The sequence below is a fragment of the Collinsella sp. CM84Y_54 genome, from assembly GCF_036317945.1.
Lineage (GTDB): Bacteria > Actinomycetota > Coriobacteriia > Coriobacteriales > Coriobacteriaceae > Collinsella.
Genome location: NZ_JAWQCX010000002.1, coordinates 321,447 through 346,321, shown reverse-complemented (window position 1 = coordinate 346,321; position 24,875 = coordinate 321,447). Strand labels below are relative to the sequence as shown.

20 protein-coding genes are annotated in these 24,875 nt (G+C 57.1%); 14 read left to right on the top strand and 6 right to left on the bottom strand.

Features of this window, described 5'->3' with window-relative positions:
• Positions 1–343 precede the first annotated feature (343 nt).
• Genes V2391_RS04690 through V2391_RS04680 form a run of 3 tightly spaced genes read right to left on the bottom strand, consistent with a single transcriptional unit; the run spans position 344 to position 5,015 of the window.
• A complete protein-coding gene (locus V2391_RS04690) occupies positions 344–2,200 on the bottom strand; it encodes an ABC transporter ATP-binding protein (protein ID WP_329738422.1) in 1,857 nt (618 codons plus the stop codon).
• Positions 2,200–4,569, bottom strand: a complete 2,370-nt coding sequence (locus tag V2391_RS04685) for an ABC transporter ATP-binding protein (RefSeq protein WP_329738421.1) — start codon at positions 4,567–4,569, stop codon at positions 2,200–2,202. Before V2391_RS04685 ends, V2391_RS04690 begins: the two co-directional genes overlap by 1 nt.
• The gene (locus V2391_RS04680; RefSeq protein WP_117840216.1) at positions 4,566–5,015 is read right to left on the bottom strand and encodes a MarR family winged helix-turn-helix transcriptional regulator; all 450 of its coding nucleotides are present in this window, start codon (positions 5,013–5,015) and stop codon (positions 4,566–4,568) included. Before V2391_RS04680 ends, V2391_RS04685 begins: the two co-directional genes overlap by 4 nt.
• A gap of 550 nt (positions 5,016–5,565) precedes the next feature.
• Here V2391_RS04680 and pflB point away from each other — a divergent pair.
• From pflB to V2391_RS04615, 13 genes are all read left to right on the top strand, one after another.
• A complete protein-coding gene (pflB, locus tag V2391_RS04675; RefSeq protein WP_035137643.1) occupies positions 5,566–7,617 on the top strand; it encodes a formate C-acetyltransferase in 2,052 nt (683 codons plus the stop codon).
• An 85-nt stretch (positions 7,618–7,702) separates the two neighbouring features.
• Positions 7,703–7,954 carry an autonomous glycyl radical cofactor GrcA3 gene (gene grcA3, locus V2391_RS04670; RefSeq protein ID WP_117583521.1) on the top strand — a complete coding sequence of 84 codons (252 nt, stop codon included), beginning with the start codon at positions 7,703–7,705 and terminating at the stop codon, positions 7,952–7,954.
• Between the two features lie 304 nt (positions 7,955–8,258).
• Positions 8,259–9,269 carry a LacI family DNA-binding transcriptional regulator gene (locus V2391_RS04665; protein ID WP_329738420.1) on the top strand — a complete coding sequence of 337 codons (1,011 nt, stop codon included), beginning with the start codon at positions 8,259–8,261 and terminating at the stop codon, positions 9,267–9,269.
• Positions 9,270–9,452: 183 nt separating this feature from the next.
• Positions 9,453–10,835 (top strand): family 43 glycosylhydrolase, encoded by a 1,383-nt coding sequence (locus V2391_RS04660; protein ID WP_329738419.1) that lies wholly within the window; start codon positions 9,453–9,455, stop codon positions 10,833–10,835.
• Positions 10,836–10,880: 45 nt separating this feature from the next.
• Positions 10,881–12,332 (top strand): PTS transporter subunit EIIC, encoded by a 1,452-nt coding sequence (locus V2391_RS04655; protein WP_118081156.1) that lies wholly within the window; start codon positions 10,881–10,883, stop codon positions 12,330–12,332.
• Between the two features lie 101 nt (positions 12,333–12,433).
• Positions 12,434–13,876, top strand: coding sequence for a glycoside hydrolase family 32 protein (locus V2391_RS04650; protein ID WP_329738418.1), 1,443 nt, complete (start codon positions 12,434–12,436; stop codon positions 13,874–13,876).
• A 277-nt stretch (positions 13,877–14,153) separates the two neighbouring features.
• Positions 14,154–15,008 carry a DegV family protein gene (locus V2391_RS04645; protein ID WP_117821044.1) on the top strand — a complete coding sequence of 285 codons (855 nt, stop codon included), beginning with the start codon at positions 14,154–14,156 and terminating at the stop codon, positions 15,006–15,008.
• A 186-nt stretch (positions 15,009–15,194) separates the two neighbouring features.
• Complete coding sequence (gene pflA, locus V2391_RS04640) at positions 15,195–16,013, top strand: pyruvate formate-lyase-activating protein (protein ID WP_329738417.1); 819 nt, start codon at positions 15,195–15,197, stop codon at positions 16,011–16,013.
• Positions 16,014–16,329: 316 nt separating this feature from the next.
• Complete coding sequence (locus V2391_RS04635; RefSeq protein ID WP_329738416.1) at positions 16,330–17,448, top strand: serine hydrolase; 1,119 nt, start codon at positions 16,330–16,332, stop codon at positions 17,446–17,448.
• A gap of 78 nt (positions 17,449–17,526) precedes the next feature.
• Positions 17,527–18,267 carry a 5'-methylthioadenosine/S-adenosylhomocysteine nucleosidase gene (gene mtnN / locus V2391_RS04630; RefSeq protein ID WP_329738415.1) on the top strand — a complete coding sequence of 247 codons (741 nt, stop codon included), beginning with the start codon at positions 17,527–17,529 and terminating at the stop codon, positions 18,265–18,267.
• 37 nt (positions 18,268–18,304) lie between these two features.
• On the top strand, positions 18,305–18,895 hold the full coding sequence (gene yihA / locus V2391_RS04625) for a ribosome biogenesis GTP-binding protein YihA/YsxC (protein WP_006234871.1): 591 nt from the start codon (positions 18,305–18,307) through the stop codon (positions 18,893–18,895).
• A gap of 101 nt (positions 18,896–18,996) precedes the next feature.
• Positions 18,997–19,680, top strand: a complete 684-nt coding sequence (locus V2391_RS04620) for a DUF3990 domain-containing protein (protein ID WP_006234872.1) — start codon at positions 18,997–18,999, stop codon at positions 19,678–19,680.
• Between the two features lie 31 nt (positions 19,681–19,711).
• Entirely contained in the window at positions 19,712–20,344 is a 633-nt protein-coding gene (locus V2391_RS04615; RefSeq protein WP_329738414.1) for a helix-turn-helix transcriptional regulator, read from the top strand.
• 236 nt (positions 20,345–20,580) lie between these two features.
• Here the strand turns inward: V2391_RS04615 and V2391_RS04610 are convergent, their stop codons facing one another.
• A complete protein-coding gene (locus V2391_RS04610) occupies positions 20,581–21,594 on the bottom strand; it encodes a hypothetical protein (protein ID WP_329738413.1) in 1,014 nt (337 codons plus the stop codon).
• 100 nt (positions 21,595–21,694) lie between these two features.
• On the opposite strand from V2391_RS04610, the gene V2391_RS04605 reads away from it, so the two are divergent.
• The gene (locus V2391_RS04605) at positions 21,695–21,958 is read left to right on the top strand and encodes a helix-turn-helix domain-containing protein (RefSeq protein ID WP_329738412.1); all 264 of its coding nucleotides are present in this window, start codon (positions 21,695–21,697) and stop codon (positions 21,956–21,958) included.
• 304 nt (positions 21,959–22,262) lie between these two features.
• Here V2391_RS04605 and thrB read toward each other — a convergent pair whose 3' ends face one another.
• On the bottom strand, positions 22,263–23,144 hold the full coding sequence (thrB, locus tag V2391_RS04600) for a homoserine kinase (protein WP_117563865.1): 882 nt from the start codon (positions 23,142–23,144) through the stop codon (positions 22,263–22,265).
• 203 nt (positions 23,145–23,347) lie between these two features.
• Positions 23,348–24,865 (bottom strand): threonine synthase, encoded by a 1,518-nt coding sequence (thrC, locus tag V2391_RS04595; protein ID WP_329738411.1) that lies wholly within the window; start codon positions 24,863–24,865, stop codon positions 23,348–23,350.
• Between the last annotated feature and the right edge of the window lie 10 nt (positions 24,866–24,875).

Genomic DNA, 24,875 nt, shown 5'->3' with positions numbered 1-24,875 from the left:
GCCAAATATGAGTACTGTTGCCAACCTAGTAACATATCAGTCTAGCGAGATAATAGACAAAGTGATAAATATGTTCATTAACGTTAGCAGACAGAAGTCTGCTAACGGGCGTTTTGATTAATTCAAAGGCGTATAGGGGCCGCAAAGAGGTCGTTTGAGGTGGTTTTGGCTGTTACTAAAAAGGTGACAGTACTCATATTTGCCCTTTTTTGCCCACGGGGTCTGGAAAGCGCCGTCAATGAGGTCTCAGGGAAGGCGTTTCGAGGCTCGAAGGACACAAAACGGGGGCGCAGGTTGTCCTGCGCCCCCGTTCTCGGGCGTTATTCGTTCACTGCGGCAGAATTTACGCCGCCTCGTCGAACTGCGAGTTATACAGGTCGGCGTAGAAGCCGCCCTGGGCGAGCAGCTCGTCGTGCGTGCCCTTCTCGACGATGTCGCCGTCGCGGATTACTAGGATCACGTCGGCGTTGCGGATCGTGGACAGGCGGTGCGCGATAACAAAGCTGGTACGGCCTTGCATTAGCGCATCCATGGCACGCTGGATGAGCTCCTCGGTGCGAGTGTCAACGTTGGAGGTCGCCTCGTCCAGAATCAGCGCCGGGCGGTCGGCCAAAATGGCACGGGCGATGGTCACGAGCTGGCGCTGACCCTGCGACAGGTTAGTGCCCTCCTCGTTGATCATAAAGTCGTAGCCGCCGGCGAGCGTATGGATAAAGTGGTCGCATCGTGCGGCGCGCGCAGCGGCCTCAACCTCGGCGTCGGTCGCATCGGGGCGTCCGTAGCGGATGTTCTCGCGGATGGTACCGTTAAACAGCCAGGTGTCCTGCAGCACCATGGCAAACTCGCCGCGCAGCGCCGCGCGGTCCCAGTTTCGCACGTCGACACCCTCGACGCGCAGCGAACCGCCGTCCACATCGTAGAAGCGCTGCAGCAGCTTGATGAGCGTGGTCTTGCCGGCGCCGGTGGGACCGACGATGGCGATGGTCTGGCCGGGCTGCGCCTCGCAGCTAAAGTCGTGGATGATGGTCTTGTCGGGCGTGTAGCCAAACTTGACATGGTCAAACTCCACGTGGCCGGGGCGCTTTTCGGGAATCTGCGCGTCGGCCTTCTGCTCCTCCTCGGGCGCGGCTAAAAACTCAAACACGCGCTCGGTGGCGGCGGCCATCGACTGCATCGTGTTGCTCACGTTGCCCAGCTGCTGCACGGGCTGCGTAAAGTTGCGAACGTACTGGATAAAGCTCTGGATGTCGCCGGGCGTGGCATTGCCGGTCAGCGCGAGCTGCGCACCCACCACGACGACGCCCACGTAGCCCATGTTGCCCACCAAGCTCATAAGCGGCATCATCAGGCCCGACAGGAACTGCGAGCGCCAGCCACTAATAAAGAGGCGGTCGTTTTGACGGTCGAACTCCTCGATTGAGGCCTCGGCGCGGTCGAACACCTGAATGACGTTTTGACCGGCAAAGTCCTCCTCGATAATGCCGTTGACGGCGCCCAGGACCTGCTGCTGCTCGCGGAAGTACGGCTGCGAGAAGTGAATCATCACCATCAAGATAATTGCGGCTGCCGGCAGCGTGAGCACGGTGACGCCGGTGAGCGGCAGGCTGATCGACAGCATCATGACGAGCACGCCGATAATCTGCGTCACCGACGTGATGAGCTGCGTCACGCTCTGGTTGAGCGACTGACCCAGCGTATCGACGTCGTTGGTGATGCGGCTGAGCACGTCGCCCTTGCTGTGGCCGTTGAAGTAGCTCATCGGCACGACGGCAATCTTGGCGGCAATCTCCTTGCGCATGCGGTAGCAGATCTTTTGCGTGACACCGGTCATGAGCCAGCCCTGGATCAGGCTGCAGGCAGAGCTCGCCAGATACAGGCAGAGCAAAAAGCCGAGCGTCTTGGCGATCCAGTTAAAGTCGACATCGCCGGTGCCGTTGACCTTGGCAACCAGGCCCTCGAACAGCTTGGTCGTAACCTGGCCGAGTACCTTGGGTCCCACAATGTTAAAGATGACCGAGCATACGGCAAAGGCGACGGCGACAAACACGGCAACCTTGTGCTGGCCGATATAGCCGAGCAGCTGCCTCATGGTGCCCTTAAAGTCCTTGGCCTTTTCGCCGCGACGCATGCCGCCCATGCGGCCCATGGGTCCACGCTGACGGGTGGGCTTGGGAATTTGGGTCTTGGTCTCGTCTGCCATTAGCGCTCGCCTCCTTCCATGACGGCTGCAATTTCTTCTTGGGTAAGTCCCAGCTCCTTGGCGGAAAGCTGCGACTGTGCGATTTCCAGGTACGCCGGGCAGCTGCGCAGCAGCTCCTCGTGCGTACCGGTGCCCACCACGTGGCCGTCGTCGAGCACGATGATTTGGTCGGCGTGCATGATGGTCGCGATGCGCTGGGCCACGACCACGAGCGCGGCGTCGGTGACGTTTTTGGCGAGCTCCTCGCGCAGGCGCGCGTCGGTCTTGTAGTCAAGCGCGCTAAACGAGTCATCGAACACCACGACCTCGGGCTTCTTGGCCAGGGCGCGGGCGATGGCCAGACGCTGGCGCTGACCGCCCGAAACATTGGAGCCACCCTGGCTGATGGGGGAGTCGTAACCGCCCTCGCGCTCGGCGATAAAGTCCTCGGCTTGGGCGATGCGCGCGGCCTGGCGCATGTCATCATCGCTTACCATGTCGCCGGCAAACTTGAGGTTGCTCTCGACGGTACCCGAGAATAGGCGCCCCTGCTGCGGGATGTAACCAATGCGGCGGCGCAGCTCGGAAAGGGTCATGTCGCGCACATCGATGCCGTCGAGCGAAATGCTGCCGCCCGTGACGTCGTACAGGCGCGGAATCAGCTGCACGAGCGTGGACTTGCCCGAGCCCGTGGAGCCAATGATGCCGAGCATCTGACCGGCATGCGTGGTGAAGTTCACGCCGCTGATGACGTCGGCGCGGGCATCGGGATACTGGAAGCTTACGTCGCGGAAAGTGAGCTCACCGCGCGGCGCGCTGGCGGCAGGCAGTTTGGGCGAGGCGGGGTCGTTGATGCTGGTGGGGCAGGTGATGACCTCTTCCACGCGCTCGGCCGCGACCTCGGCACGGGGCAGGATGACCGAAACCATGGTGAGGATCATAAACGCCATAACGATCTGCATGGTGTAGGAGATAAACGCCATCATGTTGCCGACCTGCATCACGCCGTCGGACACGCCCTGCGCGCCAAACCAGACGATAAGCACGGTGATGCAGTTCATGACGAGCATCATGAGCGGCATCATAAAGCTCATGGCGCGGTTGGTGTAGAGCTGCGTGGTCATCAGGTCGAGCGACGCCTTGTCAAAACGCTCGAGCTCATGCTCCTCGCGGTTGAACGAGCGGATGGGCATAAGGCCGTCGAGTAGCTCGCGGGCGGTAAGGTTCACGCGGTCCACGAAGCTCTGCATCTTCTTGAACTTGGGCATGGTGAGGCCCATAAGCACGCCGACGACGGCCGAGACCGCGATGATGGCAACGGCGATGGTCCACTCCAGGCCGGTATGGTTGGCCAGGACGCGCATGACGGCGACGATGCCCATGACGGGGGCCATCAGACACATGCGGATAAACAGAGTTGCGGCCATCTGGATTTGCTGAATGTCGTTGGTGCAGCGGGTGATGAGCGAGGCCTGGCTAAACTTGCCCACCTCGGCCGGCGAGAAGTGCATAACCTTGTTGAAGGTCTCGCGGCGCAGGTCGCGGGCGATGGAGCAGGCGGTGCGCGAAGCCACGGCACCGGTCAGGATGGTGGCGACGAGCGACACGAGGCACAGTCCAAACATCGTGGTCGCCATGCGGCTCAGGTAGGCGTTCTGCACGTCGGCGGGGTCGATGCCCTGTGCCTTGTACTCGTCCTGTACATAGCTCACGGCGCGCTGGGTGACGATGGAGCCCGACATGGAGCCCATTTTGTCCGCCATTTGGTTGGCGCCCTCGACGAGCTTGCCCTGATCGATAAGACCGCCTTCAACGCCTAGGCGCAGGCTCTTCATGGTGATCTTACCGCCGTCGGCGTCGATCTGCTTTTGCATGCTCTGCGCGGCTGCGGCCTTCTGCTGCATCTCGGCGAGCTGCTCGGGCGTCATCGCTGCCATCTGCTCGGGGGTGGGCATGGCCTGAGCGGCGCCGCCATCGCTTGCCTCGGTGGATGCGCCGGTCATGTCGCCCATGGAGTCGGCGTCAATGCCCTGGTTGAAGGCGAGCACGACGGTCTCAGGCAGGCTCATGATGTCGGCAATCTTGTCGCCGTCGCCGCGCTCCTCCTCGGTGCCCTTGTACGTTCGAATGCCGTTATTGTCCGCCTTACTAAACACGGCCTCCACAGCTTTGGCGTCCTTGGCGCTCATAAAGAGTTCGAGGTCGTCGAGCGATTCGGCGCGAATGGTGTCGGGCACGGGCGAGGCGATGCCGCCTTGCTGCACGCCCACGTCGACGATGTCGCTCATATAGGTAGGCAGCGCCAGATCGGCGTTGCAGCTGATTACGATAAGTACGATAGCTGCGAGCAGTGCCAGGACATGCTTTTTAAAGAGCTTGAGAATCCTCACTCGGCATCTCTCCTTTCTTGATTGTGGTCGATAATTTCGTTGGCACGCCTTAGAAGACGCACCATCTCTTGGGTATCTGTTTCGCCGAGCTGTTCGAGGAAAGCCGCGGTGCGGTCCTCGAATTCCCGGCGTTTGATTTCGAGATCCTGGAATCCCTTGTCGGTCACTATGACGTGTACGCGACGACGGTCGGTCTTTGAGTGCTCACGCTCAACCCAGCCCTTGGCTTCGAGAGCGCGTAGGATATTGGCAATGCGGGCGTTCGAGACCCAGGCGCGATCAGCGAGTTCGCTCGGCGTGAGCGAACCGCCAGCGAGCATAAGGGCGCGCATGACAGCCATCTCGCCGCTGAGAGCTTTGTCCACAAAGCGCGAAACGCGCTGGTGAATGCCGCCAAACTCGGTAAGGAGCTGACTCCCAAGCTCATGGAAATCGGTATCTTCCACCGAAAACCCCTAACACTAGAAACTATTTTCGGTGAAAGATGATACCCCTGCACGCGCGCCATATACGGTAGATTTTGGGACATGCCTAGAAAACTACCTTTAGGCGACCTCCGTACACCGTCGGTGCCAGTAAAGTTTGGGGCAGATCGTTAGGCATGTCCCAAAGCCTACTCAGAGGCACTTTACCCTGCTAAAGCTGGCATAACAGCTAGAGTGAACGTCGTACAAAGGCAAGGAAAAATACCAAACAAATCGGTGAACGGTAGTTGTTCGCGCTCGCATTTCCTGCGGATTTGTTAAAAATGCCCTAATGGTATAAAAAAAGAAACATATAACAGCCCTGATGAAGGGGGTGGCTATGTTATCCTTCTCAAACGGGTGAAATCTTGGGTTTTGGGTTGCAGTTCCAAGGTGGACAAACGTTTTTCCCTGTACCAACGTGTGGTGAAGAACGGAAGAAGCCGGTAGTGCAAGCCGATAATTCAAGAATTCAATAAGTAGCGGTGTGAGAGAGCGCCGCATTACACGTAACTAGGAGCGTGGTTACACAATGCAGGAGGCATGGGAAGGCTTCAAGGAAGGTATCTGGACGGGAGAGGTTGACGTCCGAGACTTCATCCAGAAGAACTACACCCCCTACGAGGGCGATGAGTCGTTCCTCGTAGGTCCGACCGAGCGTACCAAGGAGCTGTGGGGCGAGGTTCTCGACCTGCTGCTTAAGGAGCGCGAGCAGGGTGGTGTCCTCGATATGGACACCAAGACCGTTACGGGTATCGTGAGCCACCCCGCTGGCTACATCGATAACGCCCACCGCGAGAAGGAGACCATCGTCGGTCTCCAGACTGACAAGCCGCTCAAGCGCGCGCTGCACGTCAACGGTGGTATCCGCATCGCTTGCCAGGCTGCCAGCCAGCACGGCTACAAGGTCGACGAGAACGTTGTTGAGCGCTACACCTTTGAGCGCAAGACCCACAACGCCGGCGTCTTCGATGTTTACACCCCCGAGATGCGTGCTTGCCGCTCGGCTCACATCATCACCGGTCTGCCCGATGGCTATGGCCGCGGCCGCATCATCGGCGACTACCGTCGTGTTGCCCTGTACGGCGTCGACTACCTGATCAAGGACAAGGAGGCCCAGAAGGCTTCCACTCCGACGGTCATGACCGCCGACAACATCCGCGACCGTGAGGAGCTGCAGGAGCAGATCCGCGCCCTCGGCGAGCTCAAGATGATGGCCGAGACCTATGGTTTCGACATTTCCAACCCTGCTACCAACACGCAGGAGGCCATCCAGTGGATGTACTTCGCCTACCTTGCTGCCGTCAAGGAGCAGAACGGCGCCGCTATGTCCATCGGCCGTACCTCTACGTTCATCGACATCTATGCTGAGCGCGACCTTGCCAACGGTACCTTCACCGAGGAGCAGATCCAGGAGTTCGTGGATCACTTCATCATGAAGCTCCGCATGGTCAAGTTTGCCCGTACCCCCGAGTACCAGGCCCTGTTCACCGGCGACCCGCAGTGGGTCACCGAGTCCATCGGCGGCATGGGTGTCGACGGCCGTACGCTCGTTACCAAGATGAGCTACCGCTACCTGCACACGCTCGAGAACATGGGCACCAGCCCCGAGCCCAACATGACCGTTCTGTGGTCGACCCGTCTGCCCGAGAACTTCAAGAAGTTCTGCGCCAAGACTTCTGTCGCCAGCTCCTCGATCCAGTACGAGAACGACGACCTCATGCGCGTTTACCACGGCGACGACTACGGCATCGCCTGCTGCGTGTCCTCCATGCGCATCGGCAAGGAGATGCAGTTCTTCGGCGCCCGCGCCAACCTGGCCAAGTGCCTGCTGTATGCACTCAACGGCGGTGTTGACGAGGTCTCCAAGAAGCAGGTCGGCCCCAAGTATCGCGCCGTCGAGGGCGATACGCTCGATTACGACGACGTTGTGGCCAAGTACAACGACATGATGAAGTGGCTCGCTGGCGTGTACGTCAACTCGCTGAACATCATTCACTACATGCACGACAAGTACTGCTACGAGCGCATCCAGATGGCTCTGCACGACAAGCACGTGCACCGCTGGTTCGCTACGGGCATCGCTGGCCTTTCCGTCGTGGCTGACTCCCTGTCCGCCATCAAGTACGCCAAGGTCCACCCCGTCCGTGACGAGAACGGCATCATCGTCGACTTCGAGACCGAGGGCGAGTTCCCCAAGTACGGTAACGACGACGACCGCGTCGACCAGATCGCTCACGACGTTGTGCACCAGTTCATGGAGTACATCCGCATGAACGATACCTACCGCAACTCCGTGCCTACGACCTCGGTTCTGACCATTACCTCCAACGTCGTGTACGGTAAGAAGACCGGCTCCACGCCCGACGGCCGCAAGGCTGGCCAGCCGTTCGCCCCGGGTGCTAACCCCATGCACAAGCGCGATAGCCACGGCGCCATCGCTTCGCTGTCTTCGGTTTCCAAGCTCCCGTTCCGCGATGCTCAGGACGGCATCTCCAACACCTTCTCCATCATCCCGAGTGCGCTCGGCAAGGAGGACCAGGTGTTCTTTGGCGATATCGACCTTGATCAGCTGGGCGAGTAACTATTGTTAGTGCTATACTAACAATAACGATTACTGATTAGCGCGCCGGTTTCGGCCGGCGCCTATTAATCGAAGGAGACACATTATGAAGGTTTCTGAAGTTTCCGAGACTCAGGCCGATAACCTGGTCCACATGCTCGACGCTTACGCCGAGAAGGGTGGCCACCACCTGAACATCAACGTCTTCAACCGTGAGACGTTGCTCGACGCTCAGGCTCACCCCGAGAAGTACCCGCAGCTGACCATCCGCGTTTCCGGCTATGCCGTGAACTTCCACACGCTCACCAAGGAGCAGCAGGACGAGGTCATTTCGCGTACCTTCCACGACAAGTTCTAAAGGGTTCAACTCCTGTAGGATTACTGGGGCCGGTTTTGGGTTATTTCCCAAAACGTCCTCGGACATGCAAAGAGGCTCCGCTGCGCGCGTTGCGCGGCGGAGCCTCTTTGCGTCCTGCGGGATGTTTTGGAAAATAACCCAAAACCGGCCCGGCGGGGGTCCTGTGTAGTCACCCTTTAGGCGGAACTCTCCTAATTATTTGGATGAGTCGTTTACTTACTTGTGCTGTTACCGTCTTCCCGCTGTTGTTGGGGTATGCTTTGTTCGTATGTAAACGTATGACATGTTGATGGGGGAGGGTGCTATGGCTCGCGAGAGTGCTCGTTCTAAAGATACGGCTAAGCCTGGCATCAAGGAAGTTGCAGCGGTGGCGGGGGTTTCGCCTACTACGGTATCTCGCGTGCTTAATAATCGCGGCTATATTAGCCAAGAGACCCGCGATAAGGTCCATGCCGCGATGGAGCGCATCAACTATACGCCCAACGATATCGCCCGTGCCATGCTCAACGGTCGCCTGAATCTTATCGGTATGATCGTTCCCTTTGTGAGCAGCCCGTTCCATGCTCAGGTTGTGCAGACGGTCGAGCGCACGTTAGCGGAAAACGGCTTTAAGATGTTGCTGTGCAACAGCGCCAATCGACCCGATCTTGAGCGTTCCTATATTGACATGCTCCGCCGCAATATGGTCGACGGCGTCATCGTCAACTCCCTCAATATCGGTGCCGAGGCATATGCCGAGATGGGCTTGAGTCTGGTTGGCATCGACTGCGATCTTGGCGAGGGCTCTGTCCAGATTGCAAGTGACAGCTATGGCATTGGCGAGCTCGCTACGCGCCGTCTGATTGATGACGGCTGCAGGCGTATCCTGTGCCTGCGCAGCAATAGCCGCATGCGCATGCCTGCCAATAAGCGTACCGATGCCTACCTCGATGTTGTTGAGCAGGCCGGTTTGTCCGCGCTTGTCCGTGAGGTTGAGTTCGTTAAGCCCGACGACGAAAAGGGCGCGGTCGTTGCGAAGATCCTCGATGAGAACCCCGATATTGACGGCATCTTTGCGGGAGACGATACGATGGCGGCCATCTGTCTCAACGTGATGAAGCAGCGCGGCTTGAGCGCTCCAGACGATATTAAGGTCGTGGGCGCGGATGGTGCCCGCCGAACCATGACGTTTATGCCTGACTTAACAACCGTACGTCAAGATATCGATCGCATCGGAGAGCTCGCGGCGCAATCCATCATCGCTCTTATTAACGGCGATAATCCCGAATCGAATATCAAGCTCCCCGTTGAACTCATTGAGGGCAAAACCGCGTAGTTCATCCCGTGCCAAAAGAATTCCTCAAACGCCTCTGATGACCGTTCGCCGGCATATGTCAACCGTTTACCGACGACTGGAACTGCGAAAAGACGTATTGGTATGAAAACGTTTGACATATGAAAACGATTGACATATCTTGCCATTGTACCGAGTTAGTATGTCGTGGAAAGGAAGTCTCGGATGCACAAGGTGTATTACCAGCCTGAGGGAATTTGGGTAGGCGACATCATGCCGTACGGCGAGGACGGCACGTTCTATCTCTATCATCAGCGTGACACGCGTAACCCCGAACCTTTCGGAGAGCCGTTTGGCTGGGCACTCGCTACGACCAAGGATTTCGTCAACTACAAGGACTTTGGCGAGAGCCTTGAGCGTGGCGGCGACGAGGAAGTCGACCAGTACATTTATGCCGGCACGGTGTTTAAGGTGGGCGACAAGTACCATGCGCTCTACACTGGTTGCAATCGCGATAAGGTCCGCGCACGTTTGATGAAGCAGGTTCTTCTTCACGCAACGAGCGACGACGCCGTCAAGTGGGAGAAGAACATCGCCGAGACGCTGCTTCCGCCCCAGGAGGGTTACGATGACCGCAACTGGCGCGATCCCTTTGTGCTTTGGGATGAGGAGAACGAAGAGTACATGCTCATCCTCGGCACACGTGTGGGCGAGGACAAGCGTCTGATGACCGGTCGTCTGGTCAAGTTCACCTCCAAGGACCTGACCAACTGGGAGTTCCAGGGCGACTGGTGGAACCCGGGCCTGTACACCATGTTCGAGATGCCTGATCTCTTTAAGATGGGCGACTGGTGGTACCTCGTCTTTTCCGAGTACAGCGACGGCAACAAGACCCGTTACCGCATGTCCAAGTCCATCAACGGTCCTTGGATTACCCCCGCTGACGACTCCTTCGACGGCCGCGCGTACTACGCCGCTCGCACCGCATTCGATGGCGAGCGCCGCGTTCTCTTTGGTTGGGTTCCTACGCGCGACGAGGGCGGCGACCCCAGCTCTTACCTGTGGGGTGGCACTTTTATGCCCCTCGAGATCGTTCAGCGTGCCGACGGAACGCTCGGCACCAAGCTTCCCGAGAGCATGCTCGGCGCCTTTGGCGAGGGCAAGGCTGTCGAAGCCTTCGAGCTCTCCTGCGAGTCGGGCAAGGTCGAGCAGGTTTTGTCTGCAGACGCCGGCTCCACCTACTTGCTCGATACCGACATTGAGCTCGGCGGTAACGCTGCCGGCTTCTCGGTCAAGTTCGCCGAGGACGCCGAGACCGGTCTTGCCTATGAGTTCCGCGCCAACCTGCGCGAGGGCAAGCTCGAGTTCGCGCCGGCTCCCCAGTACCCGTGGTTCCAGGTCAACAACATGGGCCTCGAGCGTCCGTTGTTCTTTAAGGGCGAGGGCACTCACCATGTGCGTCTGGTCGTCGACGACGACATCGCGACCATCTTTGTCGATGACGTTGCGCTCAACGCTCGCTTCTGCAACAAGCAGGGCCAGGGTGTGGCGCTTACCGTCACCGACGGTGCGCTCAAGTGCGCAAACGCAACGATCGCGTCTCTGTAGCGGCAACGAACCGTTTTATGATTTAGAAAAGGAATGGAGAGGAACATGGACTACAAGGCAGTGTCCCAGCAAGTCGTCGACAACGTCGGCGGACTGGAGAACATCGAGGGCGCCACGCATTGCGTGACCCGTCTGCGTCTGGTGCTCAAGGATACGAGCAAATACAACAAGGCCGAGCTCGAGAACATCGATGGCGTCAAGGGCGTGCTGTACAACAGCGGCCAGCTCATGATCATCTTCGGTACCGGTACCGTCAACAAGGTTTACGATGAGTTTATGGCTCTGACGGGCGTTAAGGAGATCAGCGCTTCCGAGGTCAAGGGCGCCGAGGCGGACAAGAAGGGCAAGTTCTTCTCGGTCCTCAAGGTATTCTCGGACATCTTTATCCCCATCATTCCCGCCTTCGTCGGCGCTGCAATCATCATCGGCCTTAAGTCGCTGATCGTTGCCAACGGCCTCTTTGGCATGGAAGGCAGCCTCGCCGATCACAGCGAGTTCCTCAAGAACCTCGCAAGCTTCTTTGCCATTATCGCCACCACGTTCGACTACCTGCCTGTCCTGGTTATGTACAGCGCGGTCAAGCGTTTTGGCGGTAACCCGATCCTGGGCATCCTCGTCGGTATCGTCATGGTTCACCCGAGCCTTATGAACCGCAATACGTTCGTTATGGACCCGACGGGTGCTGAGTACTGGAACTTCGGTCCGCTATCCATTCCCATGGTTGCTTTCCAGGGCGGTGTGTTCCCCGCAATCCTGACTGCCTGGTTTATGGCCAAGGTCGAGAAGATTGCCCAGAAGTACATCCCCGAGGTCGTTTCGTTCGTCTTTGTCCCGACCGTTACCCTGATTCTTGCTAACGTTGCCCTGTTCACCGTGTTCGGCCCGCTCGGCAACCTGATCGGCGACGTCCTCGGCGGCGTAATCGATATCCTGTACAACAGGATGGGCGTCTTTGGTGCCTTTGTCTTCGCCGCGTTCCTGCAGCCGCTTGTCGTTACCGGTACGCATCAGTTCATCCAGGGTATCGAGGCAAACCTCGTCGCCACGACTGGCTTCAACTACATCCAGGCCATCTGGTCGGTTTCCATTATCGCCCAGGGCGGCGGCGCCATCGGCATGTACCTCATTCATAAGAAGCATTCCAAAGAGCGCAACATCTGCATGTCGTCCTTTATCCCGACGCTGGTCGGAATCTCCGAGCCCGCTATCTTCGCTGCAAACATGCGCTACTCGATCATCCCGTTCATCTGCGCTTGCATCGGTGCAGGCTGCGGCGGTGCCTTCGTGAAGCTCTTTGAGGTGCGCGCCATCGGTCAGGGTCTGACCGGCGTGCTTGGCCTGCTCATCGTCACGCCCGAGACGCTCATGTGGTATGTGGCTGGCAATCTCATCGCCTTTATCGTGCCGATCGTCTTGATCTTTGCCTACAACAAGGCAAAGGGCGTGCCGACCACTGATGAAGAGGGCGCTGGCGCTGGCTTCGATGTCAGCTTCTAGTTGAGCCGTTCAGCGTAATCTGAGGATAAGTCCATTTGAGGAAGGGCGTTCGGCTCGTGTGAGTCGAGCGTCCTTTCCCATAGACGAGAAGGTCAATGGCGATGTTTAATCAAAAAAACAAGGTGATGCGTGCGGACTATGAGCAGTGGCGAGCTGGACAGGATGAGACGGCGGCTCGCATCGCGTCCGACCCCGATAGGCTTTTGTTCCATGTGGAGCCTGAGCTTGGCTGGCTCAACGACCCCAACGGTTTGGTTCAGATTGGTGATACGTATCACATCTATCATCAATACGATCCGTTCGATGCTGCGCATGGCGGTCCAGTGCTTTGGAACCATCTGACGACAAAGGATTTTGTGACGTACGAGAATCGCGGCCCCGTGTTGTTCCCCGATTCCGATTTGGATTCGAGTGGAGCGTATTCTGGTTCTGCCTTTGTACGTGATGGCAAGATTCACTACTTCTATACCGGCAACGTTAAGCATTTTGACCGCGATGATTACGACTACGTGTTGACGGGCCGTGAGCAAAACCAGATTCATATGGTTGCCGAGAATCCCGACGAATTGGGCGAGAAGCGCATAGCTGTTGGGCCGGTCGATTACCCCGACGATATCGGTACGCACGTGCGCGACCCCAAGATCCTTGAACACGACGGTATCTACTACATGGTTCTCGGCGCTCGTACGAAAGACAATCGCGGGTGCGTGCTTGTCTATACCTCGCGCAATCTTGAGGACTGGAGCTATGCGACGCGCATTGAGTTGGACGAGAAGTTTGGCTTTATGTGGGAGTGCCCCGATCTGTTTGAGCTCGATGGCGAGCTTATTCTCGTTTGCTGTCCGCAGGGTGTGCCTGCCGATGGTTGGCATTACCGCAATCCGCATCAGTGCGTGTGGTTCTCCATCGAGGCCGATTGGGAGGCGCCGAGCTTTAAAATCGTCGGGCAGGGCATGCCCCCGATGGTCGATGCCGGTTTTGATTTCTATGCTCCGCAGTCCTTTGAGGATACTGCAGGCCGGCGTTTGATGATCGGATGGTCGGGTTGCCCCGACGCGACGGCAGAAAACCCGACGGTGGCGCGCGGGTGGCAGTGCGCGTTGACGGTGCCGCGAGAGCTGAGCATACGCGATGGTAAGCTCTGCCAGCGGCCGGCGCACGAGATTGAGAGGATGCGCGGTGACTGCGTTCGCGCGATAGGCGGTGAAACCGTTGAGGAGCCGGGCCGCCTGTTTGATCTTGTGGTTTCCTGCGAGGGCGCCAAGATGGTCGAGCTCGAAATCCGCAAGGGTGTCTTTGTGCGCTATGCAGACGGGATGCTTACCCTCGACATGGGTGACGAAGGCTATGGGCGCGACCAGAGGTCGATTGAGCTCAGCGAGCTTCGCGACCTGCGCGTGCTTTCGGACACTACGATGGTCGAGATTTTTGCAAATGGCGGCGAGGCGGCACTTACGAGCCGTACCTATTCGCCGGCGGTTCCGGCGATGGAGCTGCACGCCGAGGGCGCGGCATCGATGAATTTCTACCGCCTCGCGCATTAACCGTGTGTGGAGCACGATTGGACTTGCTGGGCGGAATGTGTCGCAGTTGCCGCAGCGAACTACCGTTTATCGCGTATAGCGACCGTTTGCGGAGTAAGTAACACTTAGTAATAAACCGTGTAGAATCTCAGATTAGCACGGAGTTTTTCCAGGGAGACGCTGTCCTTTGTTGTGTGCAAGGGGCGGCGTCTCTTTGGCGCTCTGCCGCCGTTGTGCAACAGTGCGGCGGCGCGTGCCATGTGTTGAAAAGCCAATGTTGAGATGGGTCGTGATGATAATGGGCAAGTACGTAATCGTGGTTGAGTCTGGTTCGGATGTGACGCCGGAGCTCTGCGAACGCTACGGTATCGTGCGCGTACCTATGCATGTCACGATTGGTGACGAGACCGTCGAGGACGGCTCGATCGATCCGCTCGAGATTTATTCGCGCTGCAACGAGTTTGGCGTGATGCCCAAGACCAGCGGCTGCGCGCCGGCAGATTTTGCGCACGTGTACGATCGCATCCATGCCGAGCAGCCCGATGCGACTATTCTGCACCTTGCGTATTCCGAGGCCACGACCTGCTCACACCAGTCTTCTAAGATTGCCGCCAAGGGTCGCGACTACGTCTACTCCATGGACACGCGTTTTGTCTCGGTGGGCCAGTCGCTTGTTGCCGTCGAGACCGCCAAATACATCGAGGCTCACCCCGATGCCACCGTCGACGAAATCTTTGCATTTACGAATTCCGTCATGGACCGTGTGCTGCTGGGCTTTGTTCCTACCGACCTAGCCTTCCTTAAGGCGGGCGGTCGTCTATCCAACGTGGCATTCCTCGGTGCCCATCTGCTCAAGATTAAGCCCTGCATTGAGGTAACGGGCGGCAAGTTCGTGGCAACCAAGAAGTTCCGCGGCTCTATGCTCAAGTGCGCCCGCGCCTTTATTGACCACATGGTTGCGAAGGGCGAGATTGACTACTCGCATATTGGCCTGGCGTATTCGGTAGGCCTTTCCCAGGAGCTGCGCGACGACATGGAAGTCTATGCGCACGACCTGGGCTTTAAGGACGTTACCTGGACTCAGGTCGGCGGTGTCATCTCGAGCCATTGCGGCCCGACCGCCTTCGGTGCGGTGCTCACGCTTAAGGCGTAAGGTCTGGCGTCTATCGATTTCTATTGCCTCAGCGGCGGGCGGGTTGCGATAACCTTCCCGCCGCTCTTGCGTAGGGCCAAATAGGACAACCCAATTGACCGCTAAACCGTTTCGCCATCATGCGTATGGGCTAGAATGATTCTGGCATTTATGTAGCTAAAACCAATGAGAGGCAAGGTAGCGGGAATGGCTGAGATGACGCTCGAGGGTGTGGACGCTCGTCCCGAGGACTCTGCGTTTGCCCTGGGCCGCGTACATTCGATTGAGACGATGGGAACGGTCGATGGACCCGGCATCCGCTTTGTGGTGTTTGTTCAGGGCTGCCCCATGCGCTGTGCGTATTGCCACAACCCCGATACCTGGTCGGTTAGCGGCGGCACCATGGTGACCGTCGAGCACCTGATGGACGAGTTCCAGAGCAACCATGAGTTTTACCGCAGCGGCGGTATTACGGTGTCCGGCGGCGAGCCGCTCCTGCAGCCCGAGTTTTTGGCCGATCTGTTCCGTGCAATGCACAACAACCCCGATGGTCGCGTGCATACCTGCCTTGACAGCTGCGGATATGCGTTTGACCCCAACCATCCCGAGAAGTTCGATGCCGTTCTCAGCGAGACCGACATGGTGCTGCTCGACATCAAACATGCCGATCCGGCTGAGCATAAAAAGCTGACCGGCTGCGATCCTGCGCGCATCCTGGCGTTTGGCGATGAGCTTGCCCGTCGCAAGATTAAGGTCGTTATCCGCCACGTGGTGGTGCCGGGCATTACCGACACGGTGGAGGAGTGCGAGGCACTCGGTCGCCTGATCGCTCCATGGCACAACGTGGTGGGCTTGGAAATGCTGCCGTATCACACGATGGGCGTCGTCAAGTACGAGCAACTGGGCATTCCCTATAAGCTCGAGGGCGTGCCCCAGATGGATACCGCGCGCATGCCCGAGCTGCGCAACGCCGTCATGACGGGCATGAAAAAGCGCCGCGCGGAACTCAAAAACGCTATCGGCTAGCGAGCCATTTTCGCTCCCCAAGGGCACTCATTGGGGACAGACTTAAATGAGTGCCCCTGGGCACCAAGTTGATTGCCAAAGAGCCCCGTCAAGTTGCGGTGGAATAGTTCTTGTTTTACGGCTTATGCCGCCCAAATAGGAACTATTCCACCGCAACTGCGTTTTGGGTGGAGATGCGCAACAGAATCGTGCCATTTGGATAAATACGCTTGTGGTTTCTTTAAAGACACCTTAAACGCCGCTGAATATCTTTGGAAAGAAATGCCTGCTCGGTATTATGCTGCTCGTATATGAACGGTAGCAGTCAGGAGACCACGTGCGAAACAACGCATCGCGGGACGAGTATGTGCCGCAGCATAGCAGCAGATATGAGACGAAGGGCACGTCTTCGCGTGGCCTTGCCGACGCTCGCATCCGCGTGACGAAGATTGCCGCCATTGGGATGTTAACGTTGGCGGTTATTATCCTCGGAATTACCGCCAAAACCTACGCGTCGGAGCGAATGGCACACTCAGATGCGTCAACGGTACAGACGCAAAACAAAAAGGGCTCTGAATCTAAAGCCACCGCAAGCCAAACTCTGTCGACAGCGAGTCTCAAGACGAGGCTTTCGAAGGCGGACTTTAACGATATTCCCTCAGGCGATACCGTGCAGACCTTCTCGCTGGTTGATGACCAGATCCCCGCCCTGGAGGATGAGGGCCTCGCCGCGCTCCAAGATGCCCTTGATCAGGCCAAGGAATTGGGCGATGTGGGCGTGGTGTTCTACGACCTGTCAAGTGGCAAGGGCGTGACGTATAACGCCGATGTCGAGGTTTACGGTGCGAGTAGTTATAAGGCGCTCTATGTGCTCTACGTCTGTGAATCCCTGGTCGAGACAGGGCAAGTATCGCTCGATGATACTCTGGGCACCTATGGCGGCTACAGTATGGGCTGGCTGACGGTTCGCGAACTCATCGAGGCCTCGGTCGTTAATTCGGACAACGATTCGTTTATTGCGTTACGCGCGGCGTTTGACCGTGTCGGTTACGAGGATTGGATTGTCGGTCTTGGCATCGATTACGATACCGCACTCGATCCGATGAGTGATTTTCCCACTTATTGCCCGCGCACCTCGGCCAAGTTGTGGCGCGAGATGGGTGAGTATTTGAGCAGGGGCAGTGAGACCTCCCAGTGGTTATCTGAACTGCTGTCATCAACATCGCGCTCATTTATCCGTGATGGCATTGCGGACGACCAAGCCTTGGTGCGCAACAAGGCAGGCTGGATTAGCGAGGATGGTTGCTATTCGACATGCGATGCGGGCCTTATCGACATCGATGGCCGTACCTATGTCATGAGCGTCATGACATCGATGCCGTGGAGCGACCGCTCGAGCGAGGTTACGGCTGCGATTGCAAAGGCTCTGTTTGATACGCGAGCTGCACTGGCCTAGCGTGTTCGTTTGACGAGGTCAAACAAAATGCTGGTACCATACCGTGGTTGAGAATTTCGTATAGGTTTGGGGAATGGCATGGCTACCATCGCGATTATCGGCGCACTCGAAAAAGAGATCATGCAGATTAAGGAAGAGCTGAGTAACGTTTGCATGGTACAGGAGGCGGGCTTGAACGTTGTGACCGGCGGGCTCGATGGTCTGTCGATTGTCGCCACGACGGCGGGCATGGGCACGGTAAACGCTGCCGCCGCAACACAGCACCTCATTAGCAAGTATGCTCCGCAGGCAGTTGTGCTTTCGGGTATCGCGGGCGGTTTGAACCCCAAGCTCCATATCGACGACGTGGTCATCGGCAAACGCCTGCGCTATCTGGATACCGATACCGCGCTTATCGCCGAGTCTGCACCGGGGCTCGAGGAGTTTGGCTCGACGCCTGCGCTGGTCGATATTGCTGCCGATGTGCTTGCTGAGCGTGGCTTTGTCAACGTTTCGACAAATGCAGCCGCTTCGAACGAGGGAGCCAAACAATTCCTGGTCGGCACGATTGCCACGGGCAACCGCTTTGTGGCGGGCGCCGCCATGCGCAACGACGCTATCGAGGCGACGCACGCCGATTGTGTCGGCATGGAGGGCGCGGCAATTGCTCATGTCGCAACTAAAAATGGTGTCGATTGCCTGGTGCTGCGCGCTATCAGCGATAATTGTGACGAGGCGTACGATGCGATTTGCGACCGCGAGTTCGACCTGTTCGAGTATGCCCGTACCGCGAGTGGCATTACGCTCGATATCGTTCGCCGTATCGCTGCTATCTATTAGCGCGTTTTTTGTAAGAACCTACGACCAAGGAGTGTCCATGGCCGATTCCATTAACTACCAGCTTGCCAAGTTCGTTGCCAGCTATGGCAAGGTTTCGCAGATTCCCGAGTCCACCTGCCCCGAGGTGAGCTTCGTCGGCCGCTCCAACGTGGGCAAGTCGTCGATCATGAACAAGCTTTTTGGCCGCAAAAATCTCGTCAAGGTTTCGAGCACGCCGGGAAAGACGAGCAACATCAACTTCTTCGAGGCCGACGACGTGCACTTCGTCGACCTGCCGGGTTATGGTTTCGCCCGTCGTTCCAAGGCCGAGCGCGACCGTTGGGCAGAACTTATCGGCGACTTCTTCGACTCGGAGCGCAGCTTTAACCTGGTCGTGTCGCTGGTGGATATTCGTCACGACCCGAGCAAGCTCGACCATGACATGATCGACTACCTGCAGGGCAACGAGTTCAACTTTATCGTCTGCCTTACCAAGGCCGACAAGCTCAGCCGCACCCAGCAGGCCCGCCAGGCAGCAGCCATCAAAAAACAGCTCAACGTCCCGGCCGAAAACGTGATCATCACAAGCTCCCAGACCGGTACCGGCATCGACGAACTCAAAAAGCGCATCGCCGAGGCCTGCCTCTAGTAAGGGCTCTTGGCAGGCAATAGTTTGCATCTATCTATATCACCCCAGTGATAGTTATTGGTACACTATCACTGGGGTGATATTTTTGTTTGGAGGTCGATATGGAGCTTTGGCACGGGTCGGAGGTTGTTGTCGAGCATCCGTCGTTGGATAAATGCAGACAATTCAATGACTATGGGTGTGGGTTTTATTGCACGCCACATGAGGAAATGGCAATGGAGTGGGCATGTCGGACTGAGTCTGATGGCATTGCAAATCGATATGAGCTCGATATGGATGGTCTCGCAGTCTTGGATTTGGAGTCCGGGGAGTTTTCAATTCTCAATTGGCTTGCGATTTTGGCTAACAATAGGGAGTTCAATGTTTCGACACCGCTGGCGCGCGAAGGACTTCGCTATCTGCTGGATAACTGCCTGATTGATATTTCTCCCTATGACGTAATTCGAGGTTATCGCGCCGACGACTCCTATTTTTCGTTTGCAAGACAGTTTGTCAGCGGCATGATCTCGCTCAGGCAGCTGCAACGTATCATGCGCTTGGGTGATTTGGGTATCCAATATGCTCTTATGAGCGAGTGCGCATTTTCGGCGATAAGATTCTGCGATTGGAAGCAGGCTTTGGGGTCTGAGTTTTATCCCAAGCGTTTTGAGCGAGAGCAGAATGCTCGACGCAAATACTTGGATACGGTTAACGGGTTCGATTCCGAAGGTATCGACATTAGGGATTTAATGGCAGGGAGGGTTGATTTAAATGATCCAAGAGTTAACGGATTGTGGGCCGAGTAGGACATATCCCGTCTACTACCTTGAGGATGCAATGAACAACCTTGGCGACTGCTTTGACTATGCCGTGAACGACTATGGAGCGGAAGGGTCCGAGGTCGCTGAGCTCTTTTGCCTGAGCGGTGTAGCTCGCGAGTTCGAACGCGGCAACGCATGGGTCGTATCGGGAAAATCAGGTGTTGAGCTGTTCGCACTTATCGCCGAAAGGTCGAGATATCAAAGCGGGTCTATACCGGACCGCACCTATCGTTTTGAGAAGACGCCGGAGTATTGGACAGGCTGGATATTGGCATATCTGCAATGGCGTCTGGGCGAGTCTTTCGAAGACCTGCTGCATGTCGTTCCGTTCGATGCGCTGTGCAATATGTATTACCCCTGGCACGAAGCCTCAGAGGAGCGTGTGGCGCGTCTTGTTTGCGATATAGCGAAGAAAACACCTCGTCAAACCAAACTGGCGCTAGCAAGGAAGAGGCTTAAGAAAACCCAGCAAGACCTGGCATACGAATCGGGCGTATCACTCCGCTCAATCCAAATGTACGAACAGCGCCAGAGAAACATCAATGAAGCCTCAGTAACAACCGTAAGAGCTATAGCAAAAGCCCTCCACTGCAATATCGAAGACCTCCTAGAACCAGTTTTCGAATACAAAGAAACCAGCGCCGCCTAAAGGGGATTTTGGCCACTGATTGCTCAACTTGTGGTTCACCAAGGGCAATTTGAGCAGCGAAGCCGGCTGCTCGTTGGGGCGTGCAGGCCTTGTTGATATTTAAATCCGCTTTCATATTGAAATGCCCCGCCAAGCTAAAGTGCTCGGCGGGGCAATTTTCGATTAACGATGCTGCCAGGGGTTGAGTTTTAATATGTCGCGAGTAAGAGGCGTCTGAATTTAGTAATCGAAGGAAATTATTCAATTCGAGCGCTTAGCCAGTACTCTCCATTCGAAGCTACGATTGCGTACGTAATTCCATTTTTGACAGTTGGCGTATCTACGCAGGCAGCACCAACTTCCTTGGCGTCTGAAAACGAAAGTGTTGGATCGATTGCTTGTATAGTTGCCAATGCTGTCGCCGCGGCATAGTCGGAGTTCTCGAAGTACATGACTATGTTTTTGAAGCAGTTTTCGGATCCAAGATAGCTGAGTAGCACCGGGTTACTCGAGTCCGAAAAGAAGCCTCCAATACCGGCAATCTTTGAACCGTTTTTGATCTGAAGTTCGAGCCCCATGCCGCTATCGTCTAGTTCGTAATCCGCATTCATGCTGCTGCAATTGGGGATATTGGAGAATTCCTCGTTAAGTCGATCAATAAAGCCTTCAGGTGAAATTGAAAACTTTCCGTCGCCAAGAAAAGATGTGATTTCCTTCTCGTTGCGGGTGTCAACGACCTCTCCGCATCTCTCGCATTCTCGTATTTCCTTCGAAGTGGCATCTACGTAGTCGACTTCTTTGGTCCACGAGCCCGGTTGGTGTCCGAGTGGCTCCCCTTTCGTTTTGCCGCAACGCTGGCAGGTCTTCGGTGTCGTACAAGTTGCTTCTTCCCATTCGTGCCCGAGAGGTTCTCCCTCGGTTTTGCCGCAACTTTTGCATACACGAGGGCTAGTGCAGGTTGCATTGGCCCATAGTTTGTGGCTACAAAACAATTGAGGAAACAGCATGGGCAAACTGAAGATGATGACAACTGCCACGGCAGCTGCGATTGCCGCTCTTTTTTTATTGCCTAATTTATGAATGGCCCGCGTTAGAAGTGAGTCGTTTTCTTCATTTTTGCGTGCGCCGTCATCTTCGTTTGATGGCGGAATTTCAGAGGAGGGGGTGTCGCTAGCGCCATCAGAAAACTGCTCGGCTTTGAAATCTGGTTTCCGCTCGTCGGACTCGCTGAGCGCCTTTTCCTCGTCGGGCTCCTTCATCTCGTCATTCATGTTTATCGAGGCTCCTTCCTAGCTATGAATCTGCGATGGGCATTTTTGATAAGCGGAATGGCTGGTGACATAAATATATCCCAGTTTGGGATATATCAAAATGGAATATAGCGTAAACGGCATGAACGTTGATGCTAACAGGACATGCGGAAAATGCCTTTCCCAGATTCGTCGGGAGCAAGGTATCACTCAGGTTGAACTCGCAAAGAAACTGGGGGTACCTCAATCGTTCATCTCAAAGGTCGAGACCGGGGAACGCAGCCTTAGGGTTTATGAGCAGTTTGTCTATGCGGATGCACTCGGAATTACTGCTGAGACGCTAGTACGTAAACTAGGGGCTGTTTTGAGTAGCGAAGATAATTAGATGACGTCACGCATCGATCATCAATTAGAAATTAAAACAGAGCTATAGGGCGAATGAGATGCTGGGAAGTGCGCCTTTATCAAATAGAAGCCAAAAAATCAGCCCGGCGACTTTCCAGAGCGTAGGTTCCTGTAGCCGCCGCCAGCGACGTTAACGTAGGGGAGGCCAGGGGCTTTGCCCCCAAATCTTTCCGCAGGACGGCAGGACCCCCGCCGCACGAAGTGCGCAGCGGGGGTCCTGCCATGTCCGAGGACGATTTGGGGGCAAAGCCCCTGGCCTCCTCGGCGGGTATACGGGGTGGCGACTACAGGTATTCGATCTGGGCGCCTTCCGTGTCGCACGTCAGAATGTGCGTCTCACACTTGGGGAACTGCTCGCGCAGCTTGACCTGCAGGAATTTTGCCACGATGGTGTCGTCGGTCACAGCCATAAGGGTCGAGCCCGAACCGCTGATCCAGATGGTCTTGGCACCGCCGTTAAGGCAGGTGTCGCGCACAGCGTTGTAGTCGGGAATCAGGCGGCGACGATAGGGCTCCTGAATGCGGTCGTCATTAGCGGCGGCAATCAGGTCCAGGTCACCAGTCTCCAAGCCGCGCGTCATGCCGGCGATGCGGCCCATCTGCCACACGGCGGTGGAGAGTGGAATCTCCTGCGGCACAACCTTGCGCGCCTCGCTCGTATGTACCTCGTAAGGTGGAATCACGGTAATAAAACGCAGGCGATCGCTCACCTCGTAGCGCAGGCACTGGGGGAGCGAATCGGTCGGCGTAAAGGAACAAACGGCGCCGCCCAGGATAGCGGGGGCGACGTTATCGGGGTGGCCCTCGACCTCGGTGGCAATGCGGACGAGCTCAGCGCGGTCGACGGTGTGGCCCGTCAACGCGGCGGCGGCCATAATGCCGGCGACGACGCAGGTGGAGCTGGAGCCCAGGCCACGGGCGACGGGAACGTCAGTCTGAATGTCGATGGCAACGGGGAAGGCCGGCTCGCCCCATGCGGCCAGTGCATCCACAAAGCTCACGTAGACTAGGTTGTTCTCGTTTTGGAACTCTTCGGGGCATCCGGTGATGGTGAGTTTGTCGGCGCGCTCAAAGGTAAAGTGCGAGTAGAGGCTGACGGCCATGCCGAGGGTGTCGTAGCCGATGCCTAAGTTTGCGCTCGTGGCTGGGACAGTGATCTTGATCATGTGAGTCCTCCTGGCGTGCCTGGCTGTTTAGTTCGCTGCTCGGGCAGTCCTGCGCAAGACGGAAAGCACATTAAGTGCTTTCCTTTGCGTGCGGAACTCGCGACGAACTAAACAGCCAGGCACGCTGTGCGCGTTCGTCATCATCCCGGGGGTTATCTGATGAAAGAAGGTGCGCCGGCTTTCGCCGGCGCTTAATAAGGGATCTAGTTGGTGCTCATTCGTTTTGCTGCAGACTCGACGTAGCTTGCCATCTCATTAACGTCGCAGACGTCTTCGAAGAGGACGGGCTTGGACTCGAGCTCGGCGAGTTGTGCCGGGGCAACCGTGTTGGTTGCCTGCTCGAGCACGCGCATAGCCTCAAAGTCGTCCTCGGGAACGTCGAGCCCCAGGGCGTCGCAGCAGGCGCGCGGGAACTTGTAGGGGCTGGCGGTCGAAAGCAGCACGCGGGCCTTGGCGCCCTCGGCGGGAGCGACCTTTTCAAAGACGTGATAGCCGCAAGCGGTGTGCGGGTCGATCACGTAGCCGTTTGCATCCCAGCAGCTCTTGATGGCGGCGCGGACCTCGTCCTCGCTGGCCCAGCCGCAGCCAAAGACGCTCTGAATCTTTGCCAGCAGATCGGCGGGAACCTCGTAGCGACCAGTCTGTGCCAGCTGCTCCATAAGGCCGGCAACGAGCTCACAGTCGCCATCGGACAGGAAGTAGAGCATGCGCTCCAGGTTAGAGCTGATGAGGATGTCCATCGAAGGCGAGATGGTCGTGAAGAACGGGCGGTTGCGGTCGTAGACGCCGGTGGTCAGGAAGTCAGCCAGCACGTTGTTCTTGTCGCTCGCGACGATGAGCTTGGCGACGGGCAGACCCATGCGCTTGGCATAGTAACCGGCCAGGATATCGCCAAAGTTGCCGGTCGGTACGCAGAACTCCACGGCGTCGCCGGCCTCGATGGCGCCGGCGCGCAACAGCTGCGCATAGGCGGCAAAGTAGTAGACGACCTGCGGTACCAGACGGCCGACGTTGATGGAGTTGGCACTCGAAAGCACCGTGCCTGCGGCCTCCAGACGCTCGGCAAGCTCCTTATCGGCAAAGATGCGCTTGACGGCGCTCTGGGCGTCGTCAAAGTTGCCGCGGATGCCGCAGACGGCGACGTTATCGCCCTCCTGAGTGGACATCTGCAGATTCTGTACGCGGCTGACTTTGCCCTCGGGATAAAAGACGGTGATGCCCGTGCCCGGGGCGTCGGCAAAGCCGGCGAGTGCTGCCTTGCCCGTGTCGCCCGACGTGGCGGTGACGATCATGATGCGCTCGGCGCCGCCGTCCTGGGCGGAGGTGCGGGCCATGAGGCGGGGGAGCATCTGCAGGGCGACGTCCTTGAAGGCGCTCGTGGGGCCGCCAAAGAGCTCCATCACATAGGTCTGAGGGGCGTCGGCACCCGGTGCGGCGTCGAGTTTGACGAGCGGCGTAACCTCTTCACTCGCGAACGTGCCGCGGTATGCCTCGTCGACACACGCCGAAATTTCTTCGGCCGTGTAATCATTCAGTAACATTCCCAACACATCTTGAGCGATTTCAAAGTACGATTTATCTGCAAGCGAGCTGATATCGACCTGCTGGGTGCCGAGCTCGTCCGAGACAAACAAACCCCCGTCGGGAGCGATGCCGGTGCGGATTGCCACCTTACTTGAGCACGATAAAGTGCGTCCTCGTGTACTATGATAAGTTCCCATATAACACTGC

What these genes read in the sequence shown, in the direction of transcription:
- V2391_RS04690 (WP_329738422.1), bottom strand. Translation starts at nt 2,200, where the DNA reads ATGGCAGACGAGACCAAGACCCAAATTCCCAAGCCCACCCGTCAGCGT.
- pflB (WP_035137643.1), top strand. Translation starts at nt 5,566, where the DNA reads ATGCAGGAGGCATGGGAAGGCTTCAAGGAAGGTATCTGGACGGGAGAG.
- grcA3 (WP_117583521.1), top strand. Translation starts at nt 7,703, where the DNA reads ATGAAGGTTTCTGAAGTTTCCGAGACTCAGGCCGATAACCTGGTCCAC.
- V2391_RS04665 (WP_329738420.1), top strand. Translation starts at nt 8,259, where the DNA reads ATGGCTCGCGAGAGTGCTCGTTCTAAAGATACGGCTAAGCCTGGCATC.
- V2391_RS04660 (WP_329738419.1), top strand. Translation starts at nt 9,453, where the DNA reads ATGCACAAGGTGTATTACCAGCCTGAGGGAATTTGGGTAGGCGACATC.
- V2391_RS04655 (WP_118081156.1), top strand. Translation starts at nt 10,881, where the DNA reads ATGGACTACAAGGCAGTGTCCCAGCAAGTCGTCGACAACGTCGGCGGA.
- V2391_RS04650 (WP_329738418.1), top strand. Translation starts at nt 12,434, where the DNA reads ATGTTTAATCAAAAAAACAAGGTGATGCGTGCGGACTATGAGCAGTGG.
- V2391_RS04645 (WP_117821044.1), top strand. Translation starts at nt 14,154, where the DNA reads ATGGGCAAGTACGTAATCGTGGTTGAGTCTGGTTCGGATGTGACGCCG.
- pflA (WP_329738417.1), top strand. Translation starts at nt 15,195, where the DNA reads ATGGCTGAGATGACGCTCGAGGGTGTGGACGCTCGTCCCGAGGACTCT.
- mtnN (WP_329738415.1), top strand. Translation starts at nt 17,527, where the DNA reads ATGGCTACCATCGCGATTATCGGCGCACTCGAAAAAGAGATCATGCAG.
- yihA (WP_006234871.1), top strand. Translation starts at nt 18,305, where the DNA reads ATGGCCGATTCCATTAACTACCAGCTTGCCAAGTTCGTTGCCAGCTAT.
- V2391_RS04620 (WP_006234872.1), top strand. Translation starts at nt 18,997, where the DNA reads ATGGAGCTTTGGCACGGGTCGGAGGTTGTTGTCGAGCATCCGTCGTTG.
- V2391_RS04615 (WP_329738414.1), top strand. Translation starts at nt 19,712, where the DNA reads ATGAACAACCTTGGCGACTGCTTTGACTATGCCGTGAACGACTATGGA.
- V2391_RS04610 (WP_329738413.1), bottom strand. Translation starts at nt 21,594, where the DNA reads ATGAATGACGAGATGAAGGAGCCCGACGAGGAAAAGGCGCTCAGCGAG.
- V2391_RS04605 (WP_329738412.1), top strand. Translation starts at nt 21,695, where the DNA reads ATGGAATATAGCGTAAACGGCATGAACGTTGATGCTAACAGGACATGC.
- thrB (WP_117563865.1), bottom strand. Translation starts at nt 23,144, where the DNA reads ATGATCAAGATCACTGTCCCAGCCACGAGCGCAAACTTAGGCATCGGC.
- thrC (WP_329738411.1), bottom strand. Translation starts at nt 24,865, where the DNA reads ATGGGAACTTATCATAGTACACGAGGACGCACTTTATCGTGCTCAAGT.